Raw genomic sequence first — 23,682 nt, forward strand, 5'->3', positions numbered from 1 at the left:
GTTCTCCTAACAAAGATCTACAATCTTATATACTATCAATTATATGTTAAATATGGAAGCAAGCAATCAATAAGCCGAGTTCTGTTCCACTTGCGCGGTGACGATTATCTTTCTAGGCGTACAGTCGCCTGCACGCTCGAGCGACACAACCCGGAAGGTAGGCGGGACCACCCTTAACCCTTCCCTATTCGGTCTTGCTCCGGATGGGGTTTACCGAGCCAGCCTGTTACCAGACTGCTGGTGAGCTCTTACCTCACCTTTCCACCCTTACCACTTACGTGGCGGTTTCCTTTTCTATGGCACTTTCCCTAAGGTTACCCTCGCCAGACGTTATCTGGCATCCTGCCCTATGGAGCTCGGACTTTCCTCGAGTCTTATAGACTCGCAATCGTCTTTCATACTTGCTTCAATTCAGTTTATCATAGCTAACAATTTGTTGCAAGAAAATGCATCATTACACAAAGAAGAAATCATTTTGTTCTGTAAAAGCTTTCACAGGAACAGTAAATCCTACAGAGATTAAATAGTCACACAAACCACGCGCCACTATAGACTCAGTTCCAAAATGACCCGCATCAACTACGAGCAAACCCAACTCCTTAGCCATTTGCGCCTCATGATACTTCACATCACCTGTGATATAGGCATCTACATGTAATCTAGCAGCATCCTTAATAAATTCAGCACCTGCTCCGGAGCATAGCGCAATGGATTGAATTGTTTCTGGCGCAATACCGGCAAAGCGAATATTAGCATCAGGCAATGCCTCTTGTACCCATTCACGGAAAGATTCTAAGTTTAATGCATTAGGCAAGCGACCTACCCGGCCTAGATATTGAGTTGAACTAGTAGGCTCAACTATATTCAAAACCTCATAAGCCACCTCTTCATACGGATGAGCTGATTTCATAGCCGCTACGACTTCGCTTAAATGCGTACCATCGACTATAGCATTTACTTGTACCTCAGGAGTCACTGTCAAAGCACCAGCTGTCCCAATGACAGGATGAGAATCTTCATTACCAACAAAGCGCCCTTCACCATGGGTACTGAAGCTGCAATACTCGTAATTACCAATTCGACCTGCTCCTGCATCGCCCATAGCCAAACGAACCGCATCAGCCGAGCTTTCAGGTACAAAGGTGGTCACCTTATAGAGCACCTCTTCACCAGTTTTAATAAAGCCCTTAATATCTGTGAGGCCTAATTGTTTCGCCAACATATCATTGAGACCGCCTGATGCAATATCAAGATTCGTATGAGCACTATATACGGCAATCTTATGTTGAATCAAGCGATTGATCATGCGTCCTTGTACTGTATCGTAGGATAATTGTTTCAAACCTTTAAAAATCAATGGGTGATGACTAATAATTAGATTACAATTCTGTTCAATAGCATATTCTACAGCCTCTTCTGTTACGTCTAACGTAGTCACTACACCTGTAACAACTGCATTCCGATTGCCCACCATTAAACCTACATTATCCCAAGACTCTGCATAAGAGCGGGGTGCTAGTTGTTCCATTACAGTAATAATTTGTTGAACCGTCGTCATAAAATCACTTCCTCTCTATTCTATAAAAGATTCCGAAGAAAATTAACTTCCTGCTCTAAATCCTGATATTTATCAATATGACTTAATTTCTCTGTCATATCCTCCAAGGCACATTGTCGTTGATATATTAAATACTCTATATATTTCATCCAAAGTGGTGGTCTGTCTTGTTCCAATAAAGCCCCTACAGACCACAACAAGGAATCTTCCGGTAACGTTTGATAAACATCTACATATTCAGTCATACCTGTATAAGCTTCTACACAATCATTGCGTACTGCTAAAAACGCTGTATAGAGCTTACCAGCATCTTCTACGATGATTTCTAGAACGATAACATATCCCTTCTGAACCATGTATTGACGCAATTCTTTTTGCCCATTCTGTGGCTGCAACACATAGAACTCTAATAGTTCTGGACCTGCATCTATAATATCTCGCATTAAGAAGCCACCCATACCGCAACAGATGGCACCATTCAACTCGCCCTGCTTGGTCACTTTAAGTCCGTCCCCTAAGCGACAATCTACTTTAGAGGCTAATCCACAAGACTCAACATATGCTCTTGCAGACTCTAACGGACCCTTATGCACATCCCCGGCAATGACATATTCAGCACGTTGACGATTAATAAGCTCTACCGCTAAATAGCCGTGATCGGTACCAATATCTGCAATGGCATGAGCCTTTGGTACGATTGAGAATACCGCTTCTAGGCGGTCCATCATAGGTCTAGGTTCCATAACTTCCTCTACTATCACTAATTATTTATTCTTAATTACTAATTCTTGATTATTTTCTTACTTCTTTATTCTCGTTTATATATCTATAGACGCAATACTATTCTGAAATAATCTCTATTATGTTGCCTCAAAATGAGTTACATATAAAAATAACCGCCCTTGAAATCTCAAGGACGGTAGATATCAACATAATGGTGGGCCCACCTGGGATCGAACCAGGGACCGACCGGTTATGAGCCGGTTGCTCTACCCCTGAGCTATAGGCCCTCAGTTAGTTTCTAGCTTATTAATTATACCGAATAGACTATCATTTAGTCAAGGCAACTCAAATCTTAAGACTGTTTCATTAGCATAAAACGGTGAATCATATGATCTTCGTTAAATACGCCTTTAGTAGTTAGTGTAGTCGTTTGGCTATCTGTAGATTTAATGCCTCTTGCACTCATGCAGCTGTGGGACGATATAATGTGCACAATAACATCATCAGACCCTGTCGCTAAAGAAATTACTTCCGCAATATCTTCACCAATTTTTTCTTGTAGTTGTAAACGCTTGCAACACATTTCAGCTATGCGAGGAATCTTAGATAAACCTATGACACGACCTTTTGGTATATACCCAATACTGATACTCATATCATACATCAATGCCATATGATGTTCACAATGAGAGAAACAAGTAATATCCTTTACTACTACCATTTGATTTGTATCTACAGCGAAGGTTTTACCATACATTTCTGCAATTTCAGCATTTGTATACTGAATGCCTTCATATACCTCTTCCATCATTTGAGCCACCCGTTTCGGTGTTTCTAACAAACCGTCCCGATTAGGATCCTCACCTAGTGCTTCTAACAACTGATATATAAGCGATTCTATTTTTTTTGTATCCATATTTACCCCTTTATATCAAGATTCCATCAGACCTCATATCATACTATGCATTAGAAAAGATACTGACACTACACATCCTAACAATACTATACACCCTTTGCATCTGGATCCCAGACAAATTTATGAATTTGCAATTGAAATCGTACATTTTGCAAATTATATTCTTTCATATAATCGATAATCGATGCCGCCTCAATCTGTCCCCATACAGGCGATACATATATTTGAGCCACTGTAGGATATTGTTCAATTATGCGACGCATACAATCTAAATCTTCTGGGGAGCCGACGACAAACTTGATGAGATCTCGTTCTGTAGCCGCCTTGAATATATCTACATTCATAGACTCTTCGGCTAAAGAGGACGGTGTTTTATAATCATAGGTAAACCACACATTCTCTCTCTGAAAGCTCGGTACAATCGTGCCATTTGTTTCAATATTGAAATCATAAAGACTATTATTAAGCATCTCTCGTTTATCAAATTTATCTGTACCATTGATACAAGTTGAACCAATTTGACCTGATGTATTATCCTGCATTGTTTGAACGTTTTGGCGATTTAGCTCATCGATTAGCTCTACTACAGCTACTTCTTGCAATAAAGGCTCCCCACCAGTAATAGTGATTCGATGATTACCTAAGCTTTCAATAACATTCGCCACCTCAGCTGCAGTCATCTCTGTAAAAACACTATCAATGCCATAACTATAAGTCGTATCGCAATAGGAACAGCGAATATTGCAATCATGGAGGCGTAAAAATGTAGTCAGTAATCCTTGCCGACTACCTTCCCCATCAATGGAGGAAAAAATCTCAATCACGTTCATAAATAGCTGTGTTCCCTTCAGATTCTTGAACCTCTACTTTAAAGCATTTTGGGCCCAATTCATCAGCAATCCATTTCGCCATATTCTCCGCAGTGGGATTAATGTCACCTAGTACATCGTTGATATGGCGATGATCCAAGCGACCATGAATTTTTTCTTTAATAATCGTAAAGTCGATGACCATCCCATTATGATCTAACTCTTCAGAACGAGCATGAACTGTAATAATCCAGTTATGCCCATGAAGATTTTGACATTTACTCGGATAATCTAGTTGTAATTGATGAGATGCACTCACCTCTAACCGTTTAGTAACTGTAAACATTATATCTCCTATCTATTACATAAGCTTTCAACTTATATCTATTACATAAGACTTATCGCTATTACATGAGACCCTTCTCTACTACATAAGTCTTATCATAAAATGCTTTTTATTGTAAGATATTACCATTTTTTATTATAACACAAAAGGGTTGTAATACAGTGCTATACAACACTGCATTACAACCCTTAAGAGTTTCAAAATATTATAAGAAGTCTTTGATTTTATCACGTTTACCGCGATTGCGCAATTTAGTAAGCGCTTTACCTTCAATCTGACGAATACGTTCACGTGTAACATTGAAATGTTGACCAACTTCTTCCAATGTACGAGGCTTACCATCCTTCAAACCAAAACGTAAAATCAATACTTGTTGCTCACGATCAGTTAAACATGTAAATACATCTTCAATCTGCTCTTGCAATAAAATATAGCTAGCTGCATCGTCTGGAGCAATTGCATCTTGGTCCTCGATGAAGTCCCCTAAATGGGAATCTTCCTCTTCACCAATCGGAGTTTCCAAGGATACTGGCTCTTGGGCAATTTTCTGAATTTCACGCACCCGCTCTACAGTAATTCCCATACCTTCAGCAATTTCTTCTGGCAATGGCTCGCGACCTTTGTCTTGCAACAATTGCCTGGAAATACGAATCAATTTATTAATTGTTTCTACCATATGTACAGGAATACGAATCGTACGAGCTTGGTCTGCAATAGCACGCGTAATCGCTTGGCGAATCCACCAAGTAGCATATGTAGAAAATTTATAACCCTTAGTATAGTCGAATTTATCTACCGCTTTGATTAGACCTAAGTTACCTTCTTGGATTAAATCCAAGAACAACATACCGCGACCTACATAACGTTTTGCAATACTTACAACTAGTCGCAAGTTAGCATCTACCAATTTTTTCTTAGCCTTTTTGCTAAGTTGAATATCCTTATATGTAGCATCCTCTTGTGCACCAGCTTCGATTTGCTTAGCTAATACGATTTCTTCGTCAGCTGAAAGCAATGGTACGCGACCAATTTCTTTTAGGTACATTCGTACAGGGTCATCGATATTAACACCAGAATCAACACTTAAATCGATAGAAATTTTCTTCTCACTAGAAACTTCGTCTTCATCTTCATCTGTTTCAATTGTATGACTATCTGTATCATCTGCATCAATATCTGCCACAATCTCAACATTCAGTTTACCCAAAGTCGTATAAATATCATCTAATTGTTCCGCAGTAATTTCCGTCTGCTCATGAAGAGCATCTGAAATCTCGGATTGTGTCAACACACCGCTCTTACGGCCTTTTTCAAGAAGTTGCTCAACAATCTCCTCTATTTGACTTTTTTGTACTTTCTTAGCCACAGCGCTCTCCTTTTTAACCATTAATGATTTACTTAGACCATTCTCTAATTAAATTCTGTATTTCTTGACACTTATGTAATTCGCTAATAAACGTCGAATCTCCTGCTCGTTTTAATTGATCCGCCATAATCGAATGCGCTTTATACTGTTCACGCAATGAATGGAGCCTTATCTTGCGGATTAATGCAGGCACTTGTACCTTATATTCATCGTCACTCATAACAACCAACCTAGAGTAAATATCGTATTCTTGAGAAGATAAAACAGATTGAATTGCAGTTTCATCTAGACGACCTTCGGACTTATACGAGGTGAATAGCTTTTCTATTATACCTCGATATTCAATTTTTTCAAAGTCCTCTAATGGCAAATAATTCATCATCTGTTGTAATACATCGCCATCTGTGAAAGCTAAGGGCAATAATTTTTCCGCATCTCCTCTTGGTAAATCCTGTGTTGGTAAAGGTGTCGATGCCGTATCCACTAATTCAATTTGTCCTTTTTTCACATAATCTCTAAAGTATCTAAAAATAGTACTATTATCAAGCCATAATGGCAATGCCAATGTTTTTAAAGCATCATCTCTCTGTGTTTGACTATCTATATTTGCAATATATGGGAAAACATCTGCCATAACAGCCTGCTTACCTTCTGTATCATTTGTATCGTGTTTAATTAAAGACTCACTTAATAGATAATCAAGAGGCTTAACAGCTTTAGCAACTAACTCCTTAAATGCCTGTCCCCCATGATTACGCACATAATCATCTGGATCTTTGCCGTCTGGCATGGCAAGGACACGCACCTTAAAATCCGTATTTTGCAATAATTCAATAGCTCTAGCAGCCGCCTGACGACCAGCACCATCCATATCATAAGCTAACACGATTTCTTCAGCCTGCCTCATCAAGATATGTCCATGATCTCTTGTATAAGCAGTCCCCAATGATGCGACTACATTAGTAACACCATGATTATGAGCAGATATAACATCCATATAGCCTTCTACAAGAATAGCTTGTTTTTCCTCACGAATAGATTTATAAGCCTTATCAAAAGCAAATAGAAGTTTACCTTTTTCAAAGATTGATGACTCTGGAGAGTTTAAATATTTTGGTGTACTGTCATCCATAACACGTCCACCAAAAGCAACTACTCGCCCTTTACCATCCATAATGGGGAACATAATTCTATTTCTGAAGAAGTCATAAAATTGACCCTTTTGATTCTTTCGAACAAGATTCAACTCTAAAAGAATGGAATCATCAATGCCACGGTCATGAAAGGCACGATATAACTTATCCCAACCATCAGGAGCAAAACCAAGCTTAAATGTTTCTATGGTCGCTTGTGTGAGTCCTCGCTTTTTCAAATAATCTAATCCCACTTTACCAATAGAAGTTTGAGTAAGACAGTTATGGAAAAAAGTAGCCGCTAAATCAGAAGCTTCATACAGTTTTTTGCGTCTTTCATCTCTAGCTCTTTGCTCAGGTGAAAGTTTCGCCTCTGGCAATGGAATATTAGCCCGATTAGCTAGCCGCTCTAAAGCTTCTACAAAGGTTAAATGCTCTAACTCCATAAGAAATTTAATAGCATTTCCTGATGCATGGCAACCAAAACAATAATAAAAACCCTTTTCAGGGGCTACGCTAAAGGATGGCGTTTTTTCATTATGAAATGGACAACAACCCCAATAGTTCTTGCCGCGTTTCTTTAAGGCTACATGCTCGGATACAACTGACACGATATCATTAGCATCTTTGATTTGTTCAATCAACTCATTTTCAAAATATCGGCTCATAGCCAACGCCTCCTTCCCCATATATATATTAATTCTATATACAAATAAAAAATCCTCTATTTGTAAAGCATTTTAATCAATTAAATTATTAAAAAAGCATAAAAACTTGATACGAATCATAGGAATCATCATCTACAACGCAATGTACATGATGATTCCTATACGCCGTATATAGCAATATGTAATTACCGAAACTTTGATAACAATAGGCTGCAATGAAAACATTGCAGCCTATACTTATCGCTTATAGCATATTATTTTGCGTAATCCACAACGCGAGTTTCACGAATAATTACGACCTTAATTTGGCCTGGATATTCAAGTTCTGACTCGATGCGTTTTACGATATTCCGAACAAGTAATGTAGACTCAGCTTCATCAATCTTATCCGGTTTTACTACAACGCGAATCTCACGACCGGCTTGAATAGCAAAACATTTTTCAACGCCTTCGAAGGATTCAGCGATTTCTTCCAATTTAGATAAACGTTTTAAGTAGTTTTCTAATGTTTCTCGACGTGCTCCTGGACGGGCAGCGGAGATAGCATCAGCGGCAGCTACTAATACAGCTTCTACAGTTTGGAACTCTTCATCACCATGATGAGCACCAATACAGTTAATTACTGCTGCACTTTCACGATATTTACGAGCCACATCAACACCGATTTGAACATGAGAACCTTCAAGTTCACGGTCTAATGCTTTACCAATATCATGAATCAAACCACCTCGTTTAGCCAAAGTTACATCACAGCCTAGTTCAGCTGCCATTAAACCTGCTAAATGAGATACTTCAATGGAATGTTTCAATACGTTTTGACCATAACTAGTACGATATTTCAAACGGCCTAAAATCTTAACAATTTCAGGATGTAAGCCGTGAACATCAGCTTCAAATGTCGCTTGTTCACCAGCCTCTTTAATAGTTTGGTCCACCTCTTTACGAGCTTTACCAACCATTTCTTCAATACGAGCCGGATGGATACGACCATCTACAATCAATTTTTCCAGCGCAATACGAGCCACTTCACGACGAATTGGATCGAAGCCGGAAAGAATAACTGCTTCTGGCGTGTCATCGATAATCAAATCAATACCTGTTAATGTTTCGAGTGCACGAATGTTTCGGCCTTCGCGACCAATAATGCGCCCCTTCATTTCATCATTAGGCAATGCCACTACGGATACGGTAGTTTCCGCTACATGGTCAGCTGCACAACGTTGGATGGCAGAGGAGATAATTTCTTTCGCTTTTTTCTCCGCTTCATCCTTAGCTTGCTGCTCCATTTCCTTAACCATAATCGCCGTTTCATGGCGAATTTCTTGTTCCACATTCGTTAACAAGATATTTTTTGCTTCTTCGAACGTCATGCCAGAAATACGTTCCAATTCTGCCATTTGTTTTTCATACAAAGCTTCTACCTTTTCACGGCTTTGGGCTAAGTCAGCTTCTTTGCGATGTAAAGCTTCCTCTTTGTGCTCAATATTGTCTAATTTTTTATCCAAAGATTCTTCTTTTTGAAGAATACGACGTTCCATACGTTGAAGTTCAGAACGACGATCTTTATTTTCTCGTTCCACATCAGAACGGAGCTTATGAATTTCTTCTTTCGCTTCTAATAAAGCTTCTTTCTTTTTAGACTCAGCTGTGCGTTCACCATTTGCAATGATGCGTGCAGCCTCTTGCTCAGCTTGATTCAGTTTTCCTTCAGCAATATTTTTTCTTAAAAAATAGCCTACCCCTAGTCCAATCAGTACCATTACCACTGCAATTAGACTATACTCTAAAATTTCTTTCACCTCCTTTTAAGTTCTCAAAATTGAGCTTTCATGCTCCTTTTTATGCCCTTTATGCATTAAATTATCAATTAGCCATATCATCATATAAATAAATAAGGCTATTATTAATTTTAGACTTCAAAGCCCTTTCTGTCAAGATTTTACAAGCCTACCAAGGCCTCTCAAAAAGCAAAATTCATTCATAAAAATCATTGCATACAACTTGAATTGTGCTTGTTGAGAAACCTCTGTATTTGAGAAAATTAAATACCTTTGCCCGAGGAGCCCGCTCTTCATTAAGAATAGAACCAAATTTTTTCTCTACCACCCGATAAGCAGCTTTTACCTCATCATAAGCAGAAATTTCTTGAGGAATCGCAAGTCCTCGAAGTTTCATTTTTTGCTTAATCATATAAGCACCGTATTTCTGTTCTTTCATCAAATAGGCTAATACTTGCTCCGATAAACGTTCATCATTAATATAATCGTAGTTTCTAAGGCGTTCAAGGACCCTCTCAATGATTGGGTCCTCGAATTGTTTGCGTCTCATTTTTTGTGTCAGTTCATAAGAACTAAGAAATCGTTGAGCTAGGAAGCGATACGCTTGATCCATAGCAGCTTGCAGCGTTTCGTCACTCATGATTTTATACTTCTTCAGTTACTTCTTCACCGATTACATCGATTTCTTCAGTGCCAACAGCCAATGTATCGCGAATAATACGATCGATTTCATCGGCTATTTGTGGATTGTCTAGCAAGTATTGTTTAGCCGCTTCCTTACCTTGGCCCATACGTTCCCCATTATAAGAATACCAAGCACCAGATTTATTAATAATTTCCATATTTGTACCAATATCAATAAGTGTGCCAGTTTTAGAAATACCTTCGCCATACATCAAATCAAATTCAGCGGTCTTAAATGGAGGTGCCACCTTATTTTTAACAACTTTGACTTTTGTGCGAGCACCAACATTTTCGTTATTTGCTTTGATCAATTCCCCTTTACGAACATCAAGACGCACAGAAGAATAGAATTTCAACGCACGACCACCAGTTGTTGTTTCAGGATTACCAAACATAACACCTACTTTTTCACGCAATTGGTTGATGAAGATAACAACTGTTTTGGATTTACTGATGATACCAGTCAATTTACGCAAGGCTTTACTCATCAAACGAGCTTGTAAACCTACATGAGCGTCACCCATTTCACCATCAATTTCCGCTTTAGGTACCAATGCTGCTACGGAGTCAACTACAACAATATCTACTGCACCACTGCGAACAAGGGCTTCTGTAATTTCAAGAGCTTGTTCTCCATTATCTGGTTGAGAAATTAACAAATTATTGATATCTACACCCAAATTGCGAGCATATACAGGATCCATCGCATGCTCCGCATCAATAAATGCTGCAATGCCACCTTGTTTTTGAGCTTCTGCTACCGCGTGAAGAGCTACTGTTGTTTTACCAGAAGATTCTGGACCATAGATTTCAATTACACGACCACGAGGAAAACCACCTACACCAACAGCAATATCGATAGCTAGAGAACCAGAGGAAATCACCTCTACATTCATGCGATCTGCCGCCTCACCAAGACGCATAATAGCACCTTTACCAAAATCTTTTTCAATTTGTTTTAATGCGTTATCCAACGCTGCTTGTCTACCATCTACAGCCATTATTTTATTTCCCCTTTTCTGTTATATAAGTATAAACATAGTAAAGTGCTAGCTCTGCTGCACTTTGTCTAATATCTTCTCGATTGCCAATTAAATTAGCTTTATGGGCTACCGTACCATGTGGACCAGTAACACCAAACCAAACAAGACCAACAGGCTTTTCTAGCGTACCGCCTCCAGGACCAGCTATGCCTGTCGTAGAAACAGCATATGTTGTTTGACCAACAATTCGTGCCCCCTCTGCCATAGCCTTAGCCACTTGCTCACTAACAGCACCATACGCATCTAGCATATCTTGTGGTACACCTAAAACACGATGTTTCACATCATTACTATACGAGATGACACCGCCCATATAGTACTCACTACTACCACTGACATTAGTAAGAAGCTTGCCAACCAATCCTGATGTACAAGATTCAGCAGTACTAATAGTGCTGTGTTCCTTTAGCAAGGTACGACCTAATGTTTCCTCCATAGAAATCGTTAAGTCGCGTCCTACGCGAGAACCTAAACGCTCTCGTATGATTGCATCCCAAGGATTAAGTAGTTCTTGCGCCGCTTCTAATGTTTCAGCCTTAGCAGTGATACGAACCTCAATGTAGCCCTTTTTAATGAGCAAAGCGATCGTCGGATTAGATTGCTTCTTAATGAGATCCATCAAGGTTCTTTCTAAATCAATTTCACGAATATCATATACACCATAACGATAAGATGTAACAACACCTTGAGAACCAAATCGACCATTTAAATAAGGAACTACGCTCTCTTGAAACATTCCCTTCATTTCTCCAGGAGGTCCAGGCAGAAGTATGTATGTAGTGTCACCATCTTCAACGACTACACCTGGTGCAACTCCAACAGGGTTATATAATACCTTCGCCCCTTCTGGTAATTGTGCCTCTCGCCGACTCGCATCAGGTATAGTACGGTTTACACTTTTAAAAAACCGTTCAAGCTCATTCATGGCCTCTTGATTAAACACAATAGGTCTGCCAATTGAATCGGCAAGTACATTACGTGTAATATCACCCTGCGTAGGTCCTAACCCACCAGTACTAATAACGATATCAGCCCTTGTACTAGCGAGCTGAAAGACTTCAGCCATTCGTTTCGGATTATCACCTACCACTGATTGATGGGCAATGGTATATCCTAATTTATTTAACTCTTGTGCTAGCCATGATACATTCGTATTTACTGTATCACCTAGCAATAATTCTGAGCCTGTAGAAATAAGTTCTACAATCATCAGATCACCTCCACAATCGAATGTATCGAACTGTGTATTATTCTACAACCGTAGCTACTACATCATAAGCAAAGCCTTGCTCTACTTGCACCTTAAGAATATCACCAGGTTGAATGTCTTCACCGCAGTCTTCAATGTACATATTACCATCTACATCAGGTGCTTGAGATTTCAATCGACCTTTTGCAAGCAATGTGTTATTCTCGCCTTCTTCGATTTCCTCTACCATCGCATAATCAATGGTACCTTCTAAATCGCGATTGTTCTCTTCAGAAATAGCAGCTTGGATGGACATAAGAACGTGATAACGCTCTTCTTTGACCTCTTCTGGTATTTGGTCTTCACGAGCACCCGCTGGTGTGCCAGCCTCTTGAGAATATGTAAATACGCCCATGTTATCAAATTTGATTTCTTTTACAAAGTCACAAAGTTCCTCAAATTGTTCATCTGTTTCACCAGGAAATCCAACGATGATAGAGGTGCGCAATGTAATATGAGTCGGTGCATTTCTAATCTTCTTAAGTAAGCGTTCAATATCATTGCGATCGTCTCGGCGATTCATTTGTTTCAAGATATCGTTATTAACATGTTGCAATGGAATATCTACATATTTACAAAGCTTTGGCTCATTAACGATAATATCTAACAATTCATCAGAGAAGAATGTCGGATATAGGTATAGCATGCGAATCCATTCTATGCCCTCTACAGTTGTTAATTCTTTTAACAATGTAGTCAACAATGGTTTACCATCATTAAGGTCGATGCCATAGCTAGTTGTATCTTGAGCGATAAGGACAACTTCCTTAACCCCTGTCGCTGACAATCGTTCCACTTCAGCCTTGATAGACTCGATAGTCCGACTACGGAATGCACCGCGTACCTTTGGAATAATACAGAATGTACACCCGTTATTACAGCCTTCTGCAATTTTAACATATGCACTATAACGAGGTGTGGTTTGAATACGAGGCATGCGCTCATCATAGATATTCGTAATATTTTCCATGATACAACTGCGATTGCCGTGCTCAATAGCATCAACGGCCACCATAACTTGATCCCATGCACCGGTACCGATTAATGCATCAATTTCAGGAATTTCTTGAAATAATTCATCCTGATATTGTTGGCTAAGACAACCTGCTACGATAAGGCCCTTACAAGCACCATCTTCCTTATATTGAGCAACCTCAAGGATAGTATTAATAGACTCAGCCTTAGCTTTCTCAATAAAAGTACAGGTATTTACAACGATAAGATCTGCTTCGCTTAGGTCCTCTGTAATTGAATAGCCATTATCTCGCAATAATCCTAACATTACCTCTGTATCTACTAAATTTTTAGCACAACCTAGGCTAACATATCCTAATTTTTTCCCCATTCCATATCCTTTCGTCACTAGATTCTTTTTTATTTATTTCTTAGATTTATACAACTGACTTAGTCCTTACGGAATCGTACCTGGCTAACCCAATGATTTAACAATAACTTTTTACCTTCTAGGGTATAACCACCATTCACAGGCCATAACACTAAATCATGCCCTATAGAATCTTTTGGCTCATCCATCTCAGGATTAGTAAATATATAGGTAAAATTCTTTTCTACCATATATTTCGCCGTTTTAGAAGATAGTAACCAATTAATAAACTCTACACTATCTGCTTTATGTTTTGAATTTTTTAAAACGGCAGCACCAGTCACATAATAAGACGTACCATCTTTAGGATAAATAATCTTAATTGGATACCCATGATGACTATATTGTGCCGCATCAGACAAGTTACCAATACCAATATTTGTCTCCCCTAGCGCAGTTAAGCGTATTGGAGTAGACAAAAATTTAGCATGTTGAACCACATGGGGCTTCAAACTATACAAGTATTCAAGAGCCTCTGGTTCCCCTTTGTACTCTACCATATTGTATAGCAAATTGGCCGCATTCTGAGATGCTACAAAATCAGTCATAACGATAGACCAATCACCTTGTTTTCCCAATGTTTCCCATGTAGTAATATATTTACCAATGCCATTATGGAAGGTATCATTCTGAACAAATACGATTGGATCGTACCAGAGACCAACCCAATAGCCATTTGGATCCTTTAGATTATCACGTACCTCGTCAATACGTTCATTGACGATGGGCATATATTTACCTGCATTGGCACCAACTACGAGATTATCTTCAGAAGTTAGCACCAAATCACCAGAAGTATCAGCCACGGTAGAAGCCGACCGTAGCGACATTTGTTCCTCTGTAAGAGGCATTACAGTAACTTTTACCTTTTGTTCCTCTTCATAACGCTCAGCAAGCATAGCTGTCAAAGCATTAGGTAAGTCCGTATAGACTATAATTTCACCACGAATAGGCTCTTTGGCCTGTTCTATTTGTTCTTGTTGGTAAAAGTTTATACCATAAATCAACATTCCTACCACAAATAATGCTAAGATGCTCGGAGCAATCCATCGTTTCATATATGCCTCCCATAAGACATAAAGTATCTTAAAATGAGAGTAGCTAGAGCTACTCTCTAGGTTTAACGACCACCAAAACTTTTATTAGATGTACGAACTTTAGTCACATCTCTACTACGCCTTTTGGCAGTACGGCATTGATTCCTAGGTTCGCAATCTCGTTTGCCATTACGGAATTTACTAGATTGGCTAATACGCTTAGAATTTCCACTAATTGGGCGCGGTGGAATTAAGCATTCCGCGCCAAAGCCAATTAAATCACGTCGATTGGCTTCTATGAGAGCCTCTTTAACAAGATCATAGTTTTCAATATTTTTAAACTGCATCAAAGCGCGTTGTTTTGCTTTATCTCGCCCCTTTTTAGCAACATATACAGGCTTTCCATCTAGTGGATTAATGCCCGTATAATACATGCAAGTAGAAAGACTACCCGGTGTAGGAATAAAATCCTGTACTTGCTCAGGGTACATATGGTGGTCTCGTAAAAATTCCGCCAATTCAATAGCATCCTCTAACGCACAACCTGGATGAGAGCTCATAAAGTACGGAACTAAATATTGCTTCTTACCAAGCTTTTTATTCGCCTCTTCAAACCAAGACTTAAAGGTTAGAAACTCTTCCTTACCAGCTTTTCCCATCATAGTGGTAACGCGTTTAGATACATGTTCTGGGGCTACCTTTAACTGACCACTTACGTGAAACTCACAAAGTTCCCGCACAAAGTCTTTATTGTTATCGGCCAATACATAGTCATAGCGCAAACCGGAACGAACAAATACCTTTTTTACACCTTTTAGCTTACGTAGTTTACGCAGTAAAGCAATATAATCATCGTGATTTGTATTCAAGTTTTCACAAGGCTCTGGAGCCGCACAGGTACGCCCTTTACAAGCACCATAAACAGCCTGTTTATCACAAGCCAGATGGCGGAAATTTGCTGTAGGACCCCCTACATCATGAATATACCCCTTAAAGTTGTCCATCTTGATCATCTTATGTGCTTCGTCAATCAAAGACTCATGACTACGATTTTGGATAATACGACCTTGGTGATTCGTGATGGCACAGAAAGAACAACTGCCAAAACAGCCGCGTTGGCTTACAAGGCTAAACTGAACTTCGCTTAACGCTGGTACACCACCCTTATCATCGTATTTAGGATGCCACTTTCGGATATATGGCAGGTTATAGACACCATCCATTTCATCCTGCGTCAATGGTAAAGCAGGTGTGTTCTGAATGAGATATCGATCACCATGTTTTTGGACTACAATACGACCATAGAACGGATCTTGTTCATCGTATTGAATGCGGAATGCATCGGCAAAGTCCATCTTATCCGCCTTAATAGCTTCATAGGATGGGCACTCTACATAGTCGATGGTTGGAATTTCCTTTGCCATGTAGCAAATACCGCGTATAGACGGCAAGGACTCTTTAAATCGACCTTGATCTAAGGCATCGGCTAGTTCAACGATTTGAAGTTCTCCCATACCATAGACAAGTACATCTGCCTTGGAATCTACTAAGATGGAACGACGTACCGTATCTGACCAATAATCATAATGACCAAAGCGGCGCAAAGACGCTTCTATACCACCGATAATAAGAGGTACATCATTGTAAGCCTCCTTCATGCGGTTAGCATATACCAAGGTAGCACGATCTGGACGATGACCTGATTCACCACCTGGAGAATAATCATCTTGACGACGAATTTTCTTTGCTGCCGTAAATTTATTGAGCATTGAGTCTAGATTCCCTGCCGTAACAAGGGATGCTAGACGCGGTTTACCTAGTTTTTTGAAAGCCTCTACATCATTCCAATCTGGTTGATCTATAATGCCTACACGATAGCCTTTGGATTCTAAGTATCTACCAATAACCGCAGGAGCAAAGGACGGATGGTCCACATAAGCATCCCCACTGATGAGAACGAAATCTAATTCGGCCCAGCCACGTTCCTTCATATCCGAAGATTCTGTTACTAAAAATCTATCCATTGACTGTGTAAATGCCTTTCTATCCTTCCTAATCAAGCATTAGAAAAGGAATAACCATAGTAAAAATAATGCCATACAAAATAGAATAATCCCCAAAATAATGCGTTCTTGTACAATAGAGCGTTGACGTTTTCGTTGACGCGTTTCTAAAGACATACGCTTTTTAGATGTTTGGTATTCAACGAACTCACTTTGTACCAAATTAGGAGTCGCTTGAGCCTTCCGTCTCGTAACAGAACGCAAGGAAAAAGTATCTATGTCACCTACTTGTCCTTGATATACTTTTACCAAGCGATCCCCATCAAGGTCTAAGTAGTTGCCATAGTTTCGAATAAAGCCCTTTACGTAGACTTGACCAGGAATGATATCATAGTTGCCATCTTCGATAGCTTCTAAATAGGTTGTTTTAATGTGTAGCACTTGCTCCACATCTTTAAAGGTTAGATTACGTCTTACCCGTTCACGTCGTAATTCCTCGCCTAATTCAGCCATTTTCGTTCCTTTCTAAATCTACGTAATATTCATATAGTAATTAGCTCATTATTGCTCATCATTAGAATCGGAGAAATATCTAGCCTTAGCTTGTTCAGGGCTCATTAAAATTTCTCGAGCCTTACTGCCCATGCTAGGGCCAACGATTTTAAGGTCTTCCATTGTATCTACAAGACGTGCCGCACGGGTATAACCTATACGGAAACGACGTTGCAACATCGATACGGAAGCTTGACCAGATTCCATAACGAGATTAACAGCTCGCTCTAATAATTCATCGCGGTAAACATCATTAGCATCAGAAGATTCTTTTTCAGCTTCCTTTTCCACATCTTGAGTTACCGTATTATCATATTCTGGTTCTCGTTGAGCTTTTACAAACTCTACAAGTTTTTCTACCTCATCATCAGAAATGAAGGCCCCTTGTACACGAATAGGTTTATTCGCGCCAATTGGAGCAAATAACATATCACCTTTCCCCAATAGTTTCTCTGCCCCTGCCATATCAAGAATAGTACGGGAATCAATTTGAGAACCTACAGCAAAGGAAATACGGCTCGGTACATTGGCCTTAATAGAACCAGTAATAACATTAACAGATGGCCGCTGTGTAGCAAGAACCATGTGAATACCTGCGGCACGAGCCATTTGTGCTAATCGACTAATAGATTCTTCAATATCATCAGGAGCCGTCATCATAAGGTCAGCTAACTCGTCGATAATCAACACGATTAACGGCATAGCAGCCTTAGGATGCGCTTCATTATAGCTCTTGATATCGCGTTTACCAGATGTAGCAAACGCCTTATAGCGAGCCTCCATTTCACGAACGGCCCAGCGCAATACAGCTGCCGCTTTTTTCATATCCGTTACAACTGGAGCCATCAAGTGAGGAATTCCATTGTAAATAGACAATTCAACCATCTTAGGGTCGATTAATAATAACTTAACCTCTTCCGGTTTGCGACTAAAGAGAATACTAGAAATCAATGTATTTACACATACGGATTTACCAGAGCCAGTCGTACCAGCTACGAGCAAGTGAGGCATCTTAGCAAGATCCGTAATAACAGGTTTACCTGCAATATCCTTACCAAGACCGACAGGAATACCACCACGAGCATCTTTAAAGTCACTACAATCAAGTACATCACGTAAATGAACGGCTTCTGTCGTTTTATTAGGTACCTCGATACCGATGGCAGATTTTCCTGGAATCGGAGCCTCCATACGAATATGTTGCGCTGCCAAATTGAGAGCAATATCGTCTGTTAAATTAACGATACGACTTACTTTCACGCCTGGTGCAGGTTCAATTTCATAACGCGTAACAGTTGGGCCTTGTGTAGCATTAACAACCTTTGCAGTAATACCAAAGTCACTCAATACATGTTCAAGCATCATCGCATTTTGCGCTACTTCTTCACCATTGTTTTGACTCCCCTTCCCTTTCGCCAAAATATCTAGGCTTGGGAAGTGGTACGGTCTATCATAGGAACGATGAATTTGGCCATCTTTAGATACAGCAACTTGCGCCGTATCTTCTGTAGTACTAATAATAGATGGTACTTGTAAACCCATGCCGGACATACCGGCCCCAGCACTTACGGAACTTGCAGCCGCACCCGTTCCTGGCACAGCAGAAGCGATAGCACCGTGATTAGTTTCCAGTGGTCCCATTGTCGTATTTTGATAGGAGAATTCTGGTTCTTCGTCATCAGAGCTTGCTGCAGTTCCAAACTCATCTGAATACTCTTCATCTGGGGTATATGCATAGTCCTCATCAGGAACATATACATAATCATCACTCGTAGATCTATGCGTATCAGAGAATTGTTCAAAGTCATCAGCTTCATAAGACTTCGCATCACCAGATGCTTCAGAAATATTAGCCAATTGCTCAGCCGCACGATTACGTGCTTCTATCTCAGCCAATTCCTTCCAAGATGTAGGAGGTTTTGGCGACTCCACAGTAGTAACTGTATCTTCAAGAGTATCAACATCTACAGTCGTGCTAGAGTCAAAGAGATCTCTTCCAGTAGCAATGCCTTGTTTTTCCAATGTATCTAATGCTTGATCTGCTGCGTCAGCAAAGCGTGTGTCTTTTTCCCTGTTATAAGCTTTACGCTGTTCTGCCGCTTCTTTACGTTGTTCATTCCAGTCATCAAAAACTTCTTTTGCAACAGCGACCTTCTCAGCAGCTACCTCTTTAGCTACATCTAGACCAACTTGCGTTTTGTCCGCAGCCTTTTGTAATCCACTGCGCAAAGACAAACGTGTCACAAGAAGACCAAAAGCTATGAGTAAGAATACATCAAGAATAATAGCCCCTAGGTTGCCTAATAGTGTACGAAGGAATGTAGCAATCGCGCCGCCTACGATACCACCTTGATTAGCTAGTTGTGTAGTAATGAGTTCCTGCCCCTCAGGAACGCGCCACAAAGGAACAAGAGCTAACAAAAATAGGAAAAACAAGGTCATTACAACGCCTCGTTTTGTAATGGAAATAAATGTATCCTTATATAATAATCTCCAACCTAACCAGAAAACGCATAAACAAGGAATGATACCGCCTAGCCCAAAGCCATAACGGAATACACCTGTTAAAATCTGCCCTACAAAGCCGAGTTCAAAGCCGAAAAAGCCGAGAAAAGAAATCACAGCAAAGGCAATGACAATAAGGCCTTTCACTTCGCTACGCAAAGAAAAGCTTTGAGACTTTGATTGCTGTTTTGTACTTGTTCGCTTACGGCGTGTGTTGCGTCTTTTGGTGGAAGTATTTTCTTCTGCCATAAATCTATACAAACCCCTTACTTATATAACATTACAGTAAATTAACTTATCATTATATTATAGCATATATCGTAATATTAAGTTAATTTTTACGACGTTTCTCCCAGTCGTGAAGTAACTGTTCCTCAGTCCCTCTCTTTATGCCCTTATAGTAGGTAGCATCGACTAGAGGCGTTGGTAAATACTGCTGTTTTACATACCCATTAGGATAGTTATGAGCATACTTATAAGCTTTCCCATGACCTAATTTACTAGCTCCGCTATAGTGACTATCTTTCAAATGATCAGGTACTTGTCCACAATCCTTATGTCGCACATCAGATATAGCAGCATCAATAGCTACATAAGCAGAATTACTTTTAGGTGCGAGAGCAACATAACACGCAGCTTCGGATAATATAATGCGTGCCTCAGGAAAGCCTACCATATGAGCCGCTTGAGCTGCTGCATTTGCGAGTATGAGAGCTTGTGGATCCGCAAGACCTACATCCTCTGCTGCACAAATAACAATACGACGAGCAATGAAGTTAGGATCCTCTCCGGCTTCAATCATACGTGCTAAATAATGTACTGTTGCTTGTACATCGGAGCCACGCATACTTTTAATAAAAGCTGAAATTGTATCGTAATGACTATCACCTTTTTTATCATATGTATATATGCGACGACCTACGACCTTTTCGAGAACCTCAATAGTAATCGTCCCCTCATCGGGAACCATAGCTGCAGCTTGTTCAAGAATATTGAGGGCCATACGTCCATCACCATTGACAAAAATCCCCACATCTTCCAAAACTTCATCGGTTACCTGCAGATGACGCTTGCCAAGACCTACCTCTTCATCAGTAATGGCGCGACGTAAAATTTGACCGATAGCCTTTGGAGTAAGTGCTTCTAATGTAATAAGACGCAAACGAGACAAAAGTGGTCTATTAACTTCAAAGAACGGATTCTCTGTAGTAGCACCAATAAGGATGATAGTTCCATCCTCTACACAGGGTAACAACACATCTTGTTGGCTTTTATTAAAGCGATGAATTTCATCGAGGAATAGAATTGTTCGTTGCTGTAAAGAACGAACCCGTTTACGAGCGTCTTCAATGATGGTTCTCAACTCACCAATACCAGCGTTAGTAGCATTCAGGTTTACAAAATGACTATTGCTCACCTTAGCTATGATTCCGGCTAACGTCGTCTTACCTGTTCCACAAGGCCCATAAAAAAGCATAGATGGTATTGTATCCTTCTCTACCATAGCACGCAAGAAAGTCCCCTTCCCTATGGCCTTCTCTTGACCATATAAATGATCCAGTTTAGTAGGACGCATTCGTACAGGAAGTGGCTCGTATGTATTTGTAGGTGTCATATCAAATAAACTATCCATTCTATCACCTCAATTCGCACCCAGTTTAACTATCGTATTTTAATATCTATAACTATTCAATCAAAAAACAATGTCTTACTCGTCATAAAAGCCCAATGACGTCAGTAACTTGGTATCACTAATAATATTTATAAGACATTTATGACATTTAGGACTTTTAAGACTATAAAAAATTTTAGTTCTTACAAAAGATATATTTATAGTATATGATATTTCAGTCTATTTTTACACGCAAAAAAGCCCCACCATGCCGTAATGTACCGCGTTTTGATCCTGCAAGGGCAGGTGGGTGTCCTCCTCATCCTGCAATTGTCCCGTAAGGGCGTAACGTTCAGACGAGAGTCAGACTCCCAAAGTAAATGTGTTGGCTCAAAACTGCGATATCACACGCACATGGCAGGGATATCTTATACTTAAATAGTATCAGAAAGATTAGCAATTAACAAGTCTTGACATTTCGATTTCAATCAATTCTTGCCTATGTTTTTACACTAAAGATTGCTCTTGTTCTTCTTCTACATCTGGTTTAATATGCAACTCTTTTAATTGCTTAGGTTCTACTTCAGATGGAGCTTGGCTCATGATATCAGAAGCAGATTGAGTTTTAGGGAATGCGATTACGTCGCGAATAGATTGACGTTTTGCCATCAACATAACAAGACGATCAAGGCCAAATGCACAGCCTGCATGAGGAGGTGCACCGTATTGGAATGCATCAAGCATGAAGCCAAATTTAGATCTTGCTTCTTCAATAGACAAACCAATTGCTTTGAATACTTTTTCTTGTACGTCAGCTTGGTAGATACGCAAGGAACCGCCACCGATTTCTACGCCATTCAATACCATGTCGTAAGCAATCGCTTTTACACTGCCAGGATCGGATTCTAATTTATCAAGATCCGCATGGCGTGGCATTGTGAACGGATGATGCATTGCAACATAACGTTTTTCGTCTTCGTTATATTCGAACATAGGGAAATCAGTTACCCATGTGAATGCCAATTTATCCTGGTCAATCATATTCATACGGCGTGCCATTTCAAGGCGTAATTCGCCTAATGCACGTGCCACAGTTGCAGGTTTATCAGCAATCATCAATACAAGGTCGCCACCTTTAGCGCCCATTTTTTCACCAATATTGCGGATTGTATCTTCACCTAAGAACTTCATGATTTGAGACTTAATAGAACCATCTTCATTGAAGCAAGCCCACGCAAGGCCTTTAGCGCCGTAACGGTTTACATACTCAACAAGGTCATCAAGTTCACGGCGAGGAATGCCAGCGTCACCAGGCACAACGATACCTTTAACTACGCCACCATTGTCGATAACAGAGCGGAAGACTTTGAATTCTGTATCTTTTACAAGATCAGTTACATCAGTAAACGCCATATCAAAACGAAGATCCGGCTTATCAGAGCCGTATTTATCCATTGCTTCATCCCATGTAATACGAGACATAGGCAAAGAAATTTCTTTACCTAATGCAGTTTTAAATATATGAGCAATCATTTCTTCAAGCAATGCATAAATATCTTCTTCATCAACGAAGGACATTTCTAAATCGAGCTGAGTGAACTCAGGTTGACGGTCTGCGCGCAAATCTTCATCCCGGAAGCAACGAACGATTTGGAAATATTTTTCATAACCAGCAACCATCAAGATTTGTTTAAAGATTTGTGGAGATTGTGGCAATGCGTAGAATGTACCAGCATTTACACGGGAAGGCACTAGATAGTCACGAGCGCCCTCTGGCGTAGATTTAGTAAGCATTGGAGTTTCAATTTCCAAGAAATCGCGGTTATCAAAAAAGTCGCGCATTGCTTTCGTTACCTTGTGACGTAAAATCAAGTTACGTTGCATTTCAGGACGACGCAAGTCAAGGTAACGATATTTCAAACGAATATTTTCATCTACATCGATATCATCTTGGATATAGAATGGAGGAGTTTTAGCGGAGTTCAATACGCGCAACTCTTCACAGTACATTTCATATGCACCTGTAGGAAGATTTGGATTGATAGCAGCTTCATCACGTTTTGTAATTTTACCACGTACGCAAAGAACATATTCATTACGAACATCCTCTGCTTTGTGGAAAGATTCTACATTATGATCTGGGGATGCCACTACTTGTACTACGCCAGAACGATCGCGTAAATCTAAGAATATCAAACCACCATGGTCACGACGGCGTTCAACCCAACCACATAATACGACCTCTTTACCTACCTCTTGTTCAGAGATGGTGCCACAACCGTGCGTACGGTGTAAGCCTTGCATTGTTTCCATTCT

Annotated in this window: 18 protein-coding genes, 1 tRNA gene and 2 other RNA genes; all 21 read right to left on the reverse strand. The window is 39.9% G+C overall.

The genetic code is table 11. The annotated features are described in order from the left end of the window. Window positions 1–54: 54 nt before the first annotated feature. An RNA gene (gene rnpB, locus RYO55_RS02140) (RNase P RNA component class A) lies at window positions 55–405 on the reverse strand. 49 nt (window positions 406–454) lie between these two features. Further along, window positions 455–1,558 (reverse strand): Nif3-like dinuclear metal center hexameric protein, encoded by a 1,104-nt coding sequence (locus tag RYO55_RS02145; RefSeq protein ID WP_314983976.1) that lies wholly within the window; start codon window positions 1,556–1,558, stop codon window positions 455–457. A gap of 20 nt (window positions 1,559–1,578) precedes the next feature. After that, on the reverse strand, window positions 1,579–2,301 hold the full coding sequence (locus RYO55_RS02150) for a class I SAM-dependent methyltransferase (protein WP_295814605.1): 723 nt from the start codon (window positions 2,299–2,301) through the stop codon (window positions 1,579–1,581). A 192-nt stretch (window positions 2,302–2,493) separates the two neighbouring features. Then, window positions 2,494–2,568: transfer RNA gene (locus RYO55_RS02155), tRNA-Ile, on the reverse strand. A 65-nt stretch (window positions 2,569–2,633) separates the two neighbouring features. Beyond that, complete coding sequence (gene folE, locus RYO55_RS02160; RefSeq protein ID WP_287501481.1) at window positions 2,634–3,197, reverse strand: GTP cyclohydrolase I; 564 nt, start codon at window positions 3,195–3,197, stop codon at window positions 2,634–2,636. Window positions 3,198–3,283: 86 nt separating this feature from the next. Further along, the gene (locus tag RYO55_RS02165; protein ID WP_314983978.1) at window positions 3,284–4,027 is read right to left on the reverse strand and encodes a 4Fe-4S cluster-binding domain-containing protein; all 744 of its coding nucleotides are present in this window, start codon (window positions 4,025–4,027) and stop codon (window positions 3,284–3,286) included. Then, the gene (queD, locus tag RYO55_RS02170) at window positions 4,014–4,352 is read right to left on the reverse strand and encodes a 6-carboxytetrahydropterin synthase QueD (protein ID WP_012864569.1); all 339 of its coding nucleotides are present in this window, start codon (window positions 4,350–4,352) and stop codon (window positions 4,014–4,016) included. The genes RYO55_RS02165 and queD overlap by 14 nt, the downstream gene beginning before the upstream one ends. Window positions 4,353–4,557: 205 nt before the next feature. Further along, the gene (gene rpoD / locus RYO55_RS02175; RefSeq protein WP_004696398.1) at window positions 4,558–5,718 is read right to left on the reverse strand and encodes an RNA polymerase sigma factor RpoD; all 1,161 of its coding nucleotides are present in this window, start codon (window positions 5,716–5,718) and stop codon (window positions 4,558–4,560) included. A 28-nt stretch (window positions 5,719–5,746) separates the two neighbouring features. Next, on the reverse strand, window positions 5,747–7,519 hold the full coding sequence (gene dnaG, locus RYO55_RS02180) for a DNA primase (RefSeq protein ID WP_314983979.1): 1,773 nt from the start codon (window positions 7,517–7,519) through the stop codon (window positions 5,747–5,749). 254 nt (window positions 7,520–7,773) lie between these two features. Continuing rightward, complete coding sequence (gene rny, locus RYO55_RS02185) at window positions 7,774–9,318, reverse strand: ribonuclease Y (RefSeq protein ID WP_008601359.1); 1,545 nt, start codon at window positions 9,316–9,318, stop codon at window positions 7,774–7,776. Between the two features lie 175 nt (window positions 9,319–9,493). After that, window positions 9,494–9,937, reverse strand: coding sequence for a regulatory protein RecX (locus RYO55_RS02190; protein WP_314983982.1), 444 nt, complete (start codon window positions 9,935–9,937; stop codon window positions 9,494–9,496). A 4-nt stretch (window positions 9,938–9,941) separates the two neighbouring features. After that, window positions 9,942–10,982, reverse strand: coding sequence for a recombinase RecA (gene recA / locus RYO55_RS02195; RefSeq protein ID WP_008601363.1), 1,041 nt, complete (start codon window positions 10,980–10,982; stop codon window positions 9,942–9,944). Window positions 10,983–10,986: 4 nt separating this feature from the next. Next, window positions 10,987–12,234 (reverse strand): competence/damage-inducible protein A, encoded by a 1,248-nt coding sequence (locus RYO55_RS02200; RefSeq protein ID WP_314983983.1) that lies wholly within the window; start codon window positions 12,232–12,234, stop codon window positions 10,987–10,989. Window positions 12,235–12,271: 37 nt separating this feature from the next. Then, the gene (gene rimO, locus RYO55_RS02205; RefSeq protein WP_287529395.1) at window positions 12,272–13,618 is read right to left on the reverse strand and encodes a 30S ribosomal protein S12 methylthiotransferase RimO; all 1,347 of its coding nucleotides are present in this window, start codon (window positions 13,616–13,618) and stop codon (window positions 12,272–12,274) included. A 59-nt stretch (window positions 13,619–13,677) separates the two neighbouring features. Continuing rightward, on the reverse strand, window positions 13,678–14,715 hold the full coding sequence (locus RYO55_RS02210) for an ABC transporter substrate-binding protein (RefSeq protein ID WP_302498297.1): 1,038 nt from the start codon (window positions 14,713–14,715) through the stop codon (window positions 13,678–13,680). A gap of 62 nt (window positions 14,716–14,777) precedes the next feature. Then, the gene (locus tag RYO55_RS02215; protein ID WP_314983985.1) at window positions 14,778–16,718 is read right to left on the reverse strand and encodes a YgiQ family radical SAM protein; all 1,941 of its coding nucleotides are present in this window, start codon (window positions 16,716–16,718) and stop codon (window positions 14,778–14,780) included. Between the two features lie 39 nt (window positions 16,719–16,757). Next, window positions 16,758–17,210, reverse strand: coding sequence for a helix-turn-helix transcriptional regulator (locus tag RYO55_RS02220; protein WP_004696413.1), 453 nt, complete (start codon window positions 17,208–17,210; stop codon window positions 16,758–16,760). 48 nt (window positions 17,211–17,258) lie between these two features. Continuing rightward, window positions 17,259–20,003: a DNA translocase FtsK 4TM domain-containing protein gene (locus RYO55_RS02225; protein WP_314983986.1), complete on the reverse strand. Its 2,745-nt coding sequence runs from the start codon at window positions 20,001–20,003 to the stop codon at window positions 17,259–17,261. 82 nt (window positions 20,004–20,085) lie between these two features. Beyond that, complete coding sequence (locus RYO55_RS02230; RefSeq protein WP_302498294.1) at window positions 20,086–21,387, reverse strand: replication-associated recombination protein A; 1,302 nt, start codon at window positions 21,385–21,387, stop codon at window positions 20,086–20,088. Window positions 21,388–21,622: 235 nt separating this feature from the next. Further along, window positions 21,623–21,793: non-coding RNA, 6S RNA (gene ssrS, locus RYO55_RS02235), on the reverse strand. Between the two features lie 80 nt (window positions 21,794–21,873). Then, the gene (aspS, locus tag RYO55_RS02240; protein ID WP_314983988.1) at window positions 21,874–23,679 is read right to left on the reverse strand and encodes an aspartate--tRNA ligase; all 1,806 of its coding nucleotides are present in this window, start codon (window positions 23,677–23,679) and stop codon (window positions 21,874–21,876) included. Window positions 23,680–23,682 lie beyond the last annotated feature (3 nt).

Source organism: uncultured Veillonella sp., from assembly GCF_963551295.1.
Classification (GTDB): Bacteria; Bacillota; Negativicutes; order Veillonellales; family Veillonellaceae; genus Veillonella.

What these genes read in the sequence shown, in the direction of transcription:
- RYO55_RS02145 (WP_314983976.1), bottom strand. Translation starts at nt 1,558, where the DNA reads ATGACGACGGTTCAACAAATTATTACTGTAATGGAACAACTAGCACCC.
- RYO55_RS02150 (WP_295814605.1), bottom strand. Translation starts at nt 2,301, where the DNA reads ATGGAACCTAGACCTATGATGGACCGCCTAGAAGCGGTATTCTCAATC.
- folE (WP_287501481.1), bottom strand. Translation starts at nt 3,197, where the DNA reads ATGGATACAAAAAAAATAGAATCGCTTATATATCAGTTGTTAGAAGCA.
- RYO55_RS02165 (WP_314983978.1), bottom strand. Translation starts at nt 4,027, where the DNA reads ATGAACGTGATTGAGATTTTTTCCTCCATTGATGGGGAAGGTAGTCGG.
- queD (WP_012864569.1), bottom strand. Translation starts at nt 4,352, where the DNA reads ATGTTTACAGTTACTAAACGGTTAGAGGTGAGTGCATCTCATCAATTA.
- dnaG (WP_314983979.1), bottom strand. Translation starts at nt 7,519, where the DNA reads ATGAGCCGATATTTTGAAAATGAGTTGATTGAACAAATCAAAGATGCT.
- RYO55_RS02190 (WP_314983982.1), bottom strand. Translation starts at nt 9,937, where the DNA reads ATGAGTGACGAAACGCTGCAAGCTGCTATGGATCAAGCGTATCGCTTC.
- recA (WP_008601363.1), bottom strand. Translation starts at nt 10,982, where the DNA reads ATGGCTGTAGATGGTAGACAAGCAGCGTTGGATAACGCATTAAAACAA.
- RYO55_RS02200 (WP_314983983.1), bottom strand. Translation starts at nt 12,234, where the DNA reads ATGATTGTAGAACTTATTTCTACAGGCTCAGAATTATTGCTAGGTGAT.
- rimO (WP_287529395.1), bottom strand. Translation starts at nt 13,618, where the DNA reads ATGGGGAAAAAATTAGGATATGTTAGCCTAGGTTGTGCTAAAAATTTA.
- RYO55_RS02210 (WP_302498297.1), bottom strand. Translation starts at nt 14,715, where the DNA reads ATGAAACGATGGATTGCTCCGAGCATCTTAGCATTATTTGTGGTAGGA.
- RYO55_RS02215 (WP_314983985.1), bottom strand. Translation starts at nt 16,718, where the DNA reads ATGGATAGATTTTTAGTAACAGAATCTTCGGATATGAAGGAACGTGGC.
- RYO55_RS02220 (WP_004696413.1), bottom strand. Translation starts at nt 17,210, where the DNA reads ATGGCTGAATTAGGCGAGGAATTACGACGTGAACGGGTAAGACGTAAT.
- RYO55_RS02225 (WP_314983986.1), bottom strand. Translation starts at nt 20,003, where the DNA reads ATGGCAGAAGAAAATACTTCCACCAAAAGACGCAACACACGCCGTAAG.
- RYO55_RS02230 (WP_302498294.1), bottom strand. Translation starts at nt 21,387, where the DNA reads ATGGATAGTTTATTTGATATGACACCTACAAATACATACGAGCCACTT.
- aspS (WP_314983988.1), bottom strand. Translation starts at nt 23,679, where the DNA reads ATGGAAACAATGCAAGGCTTACACCGTACGCACGGTTGTGGCACCATC.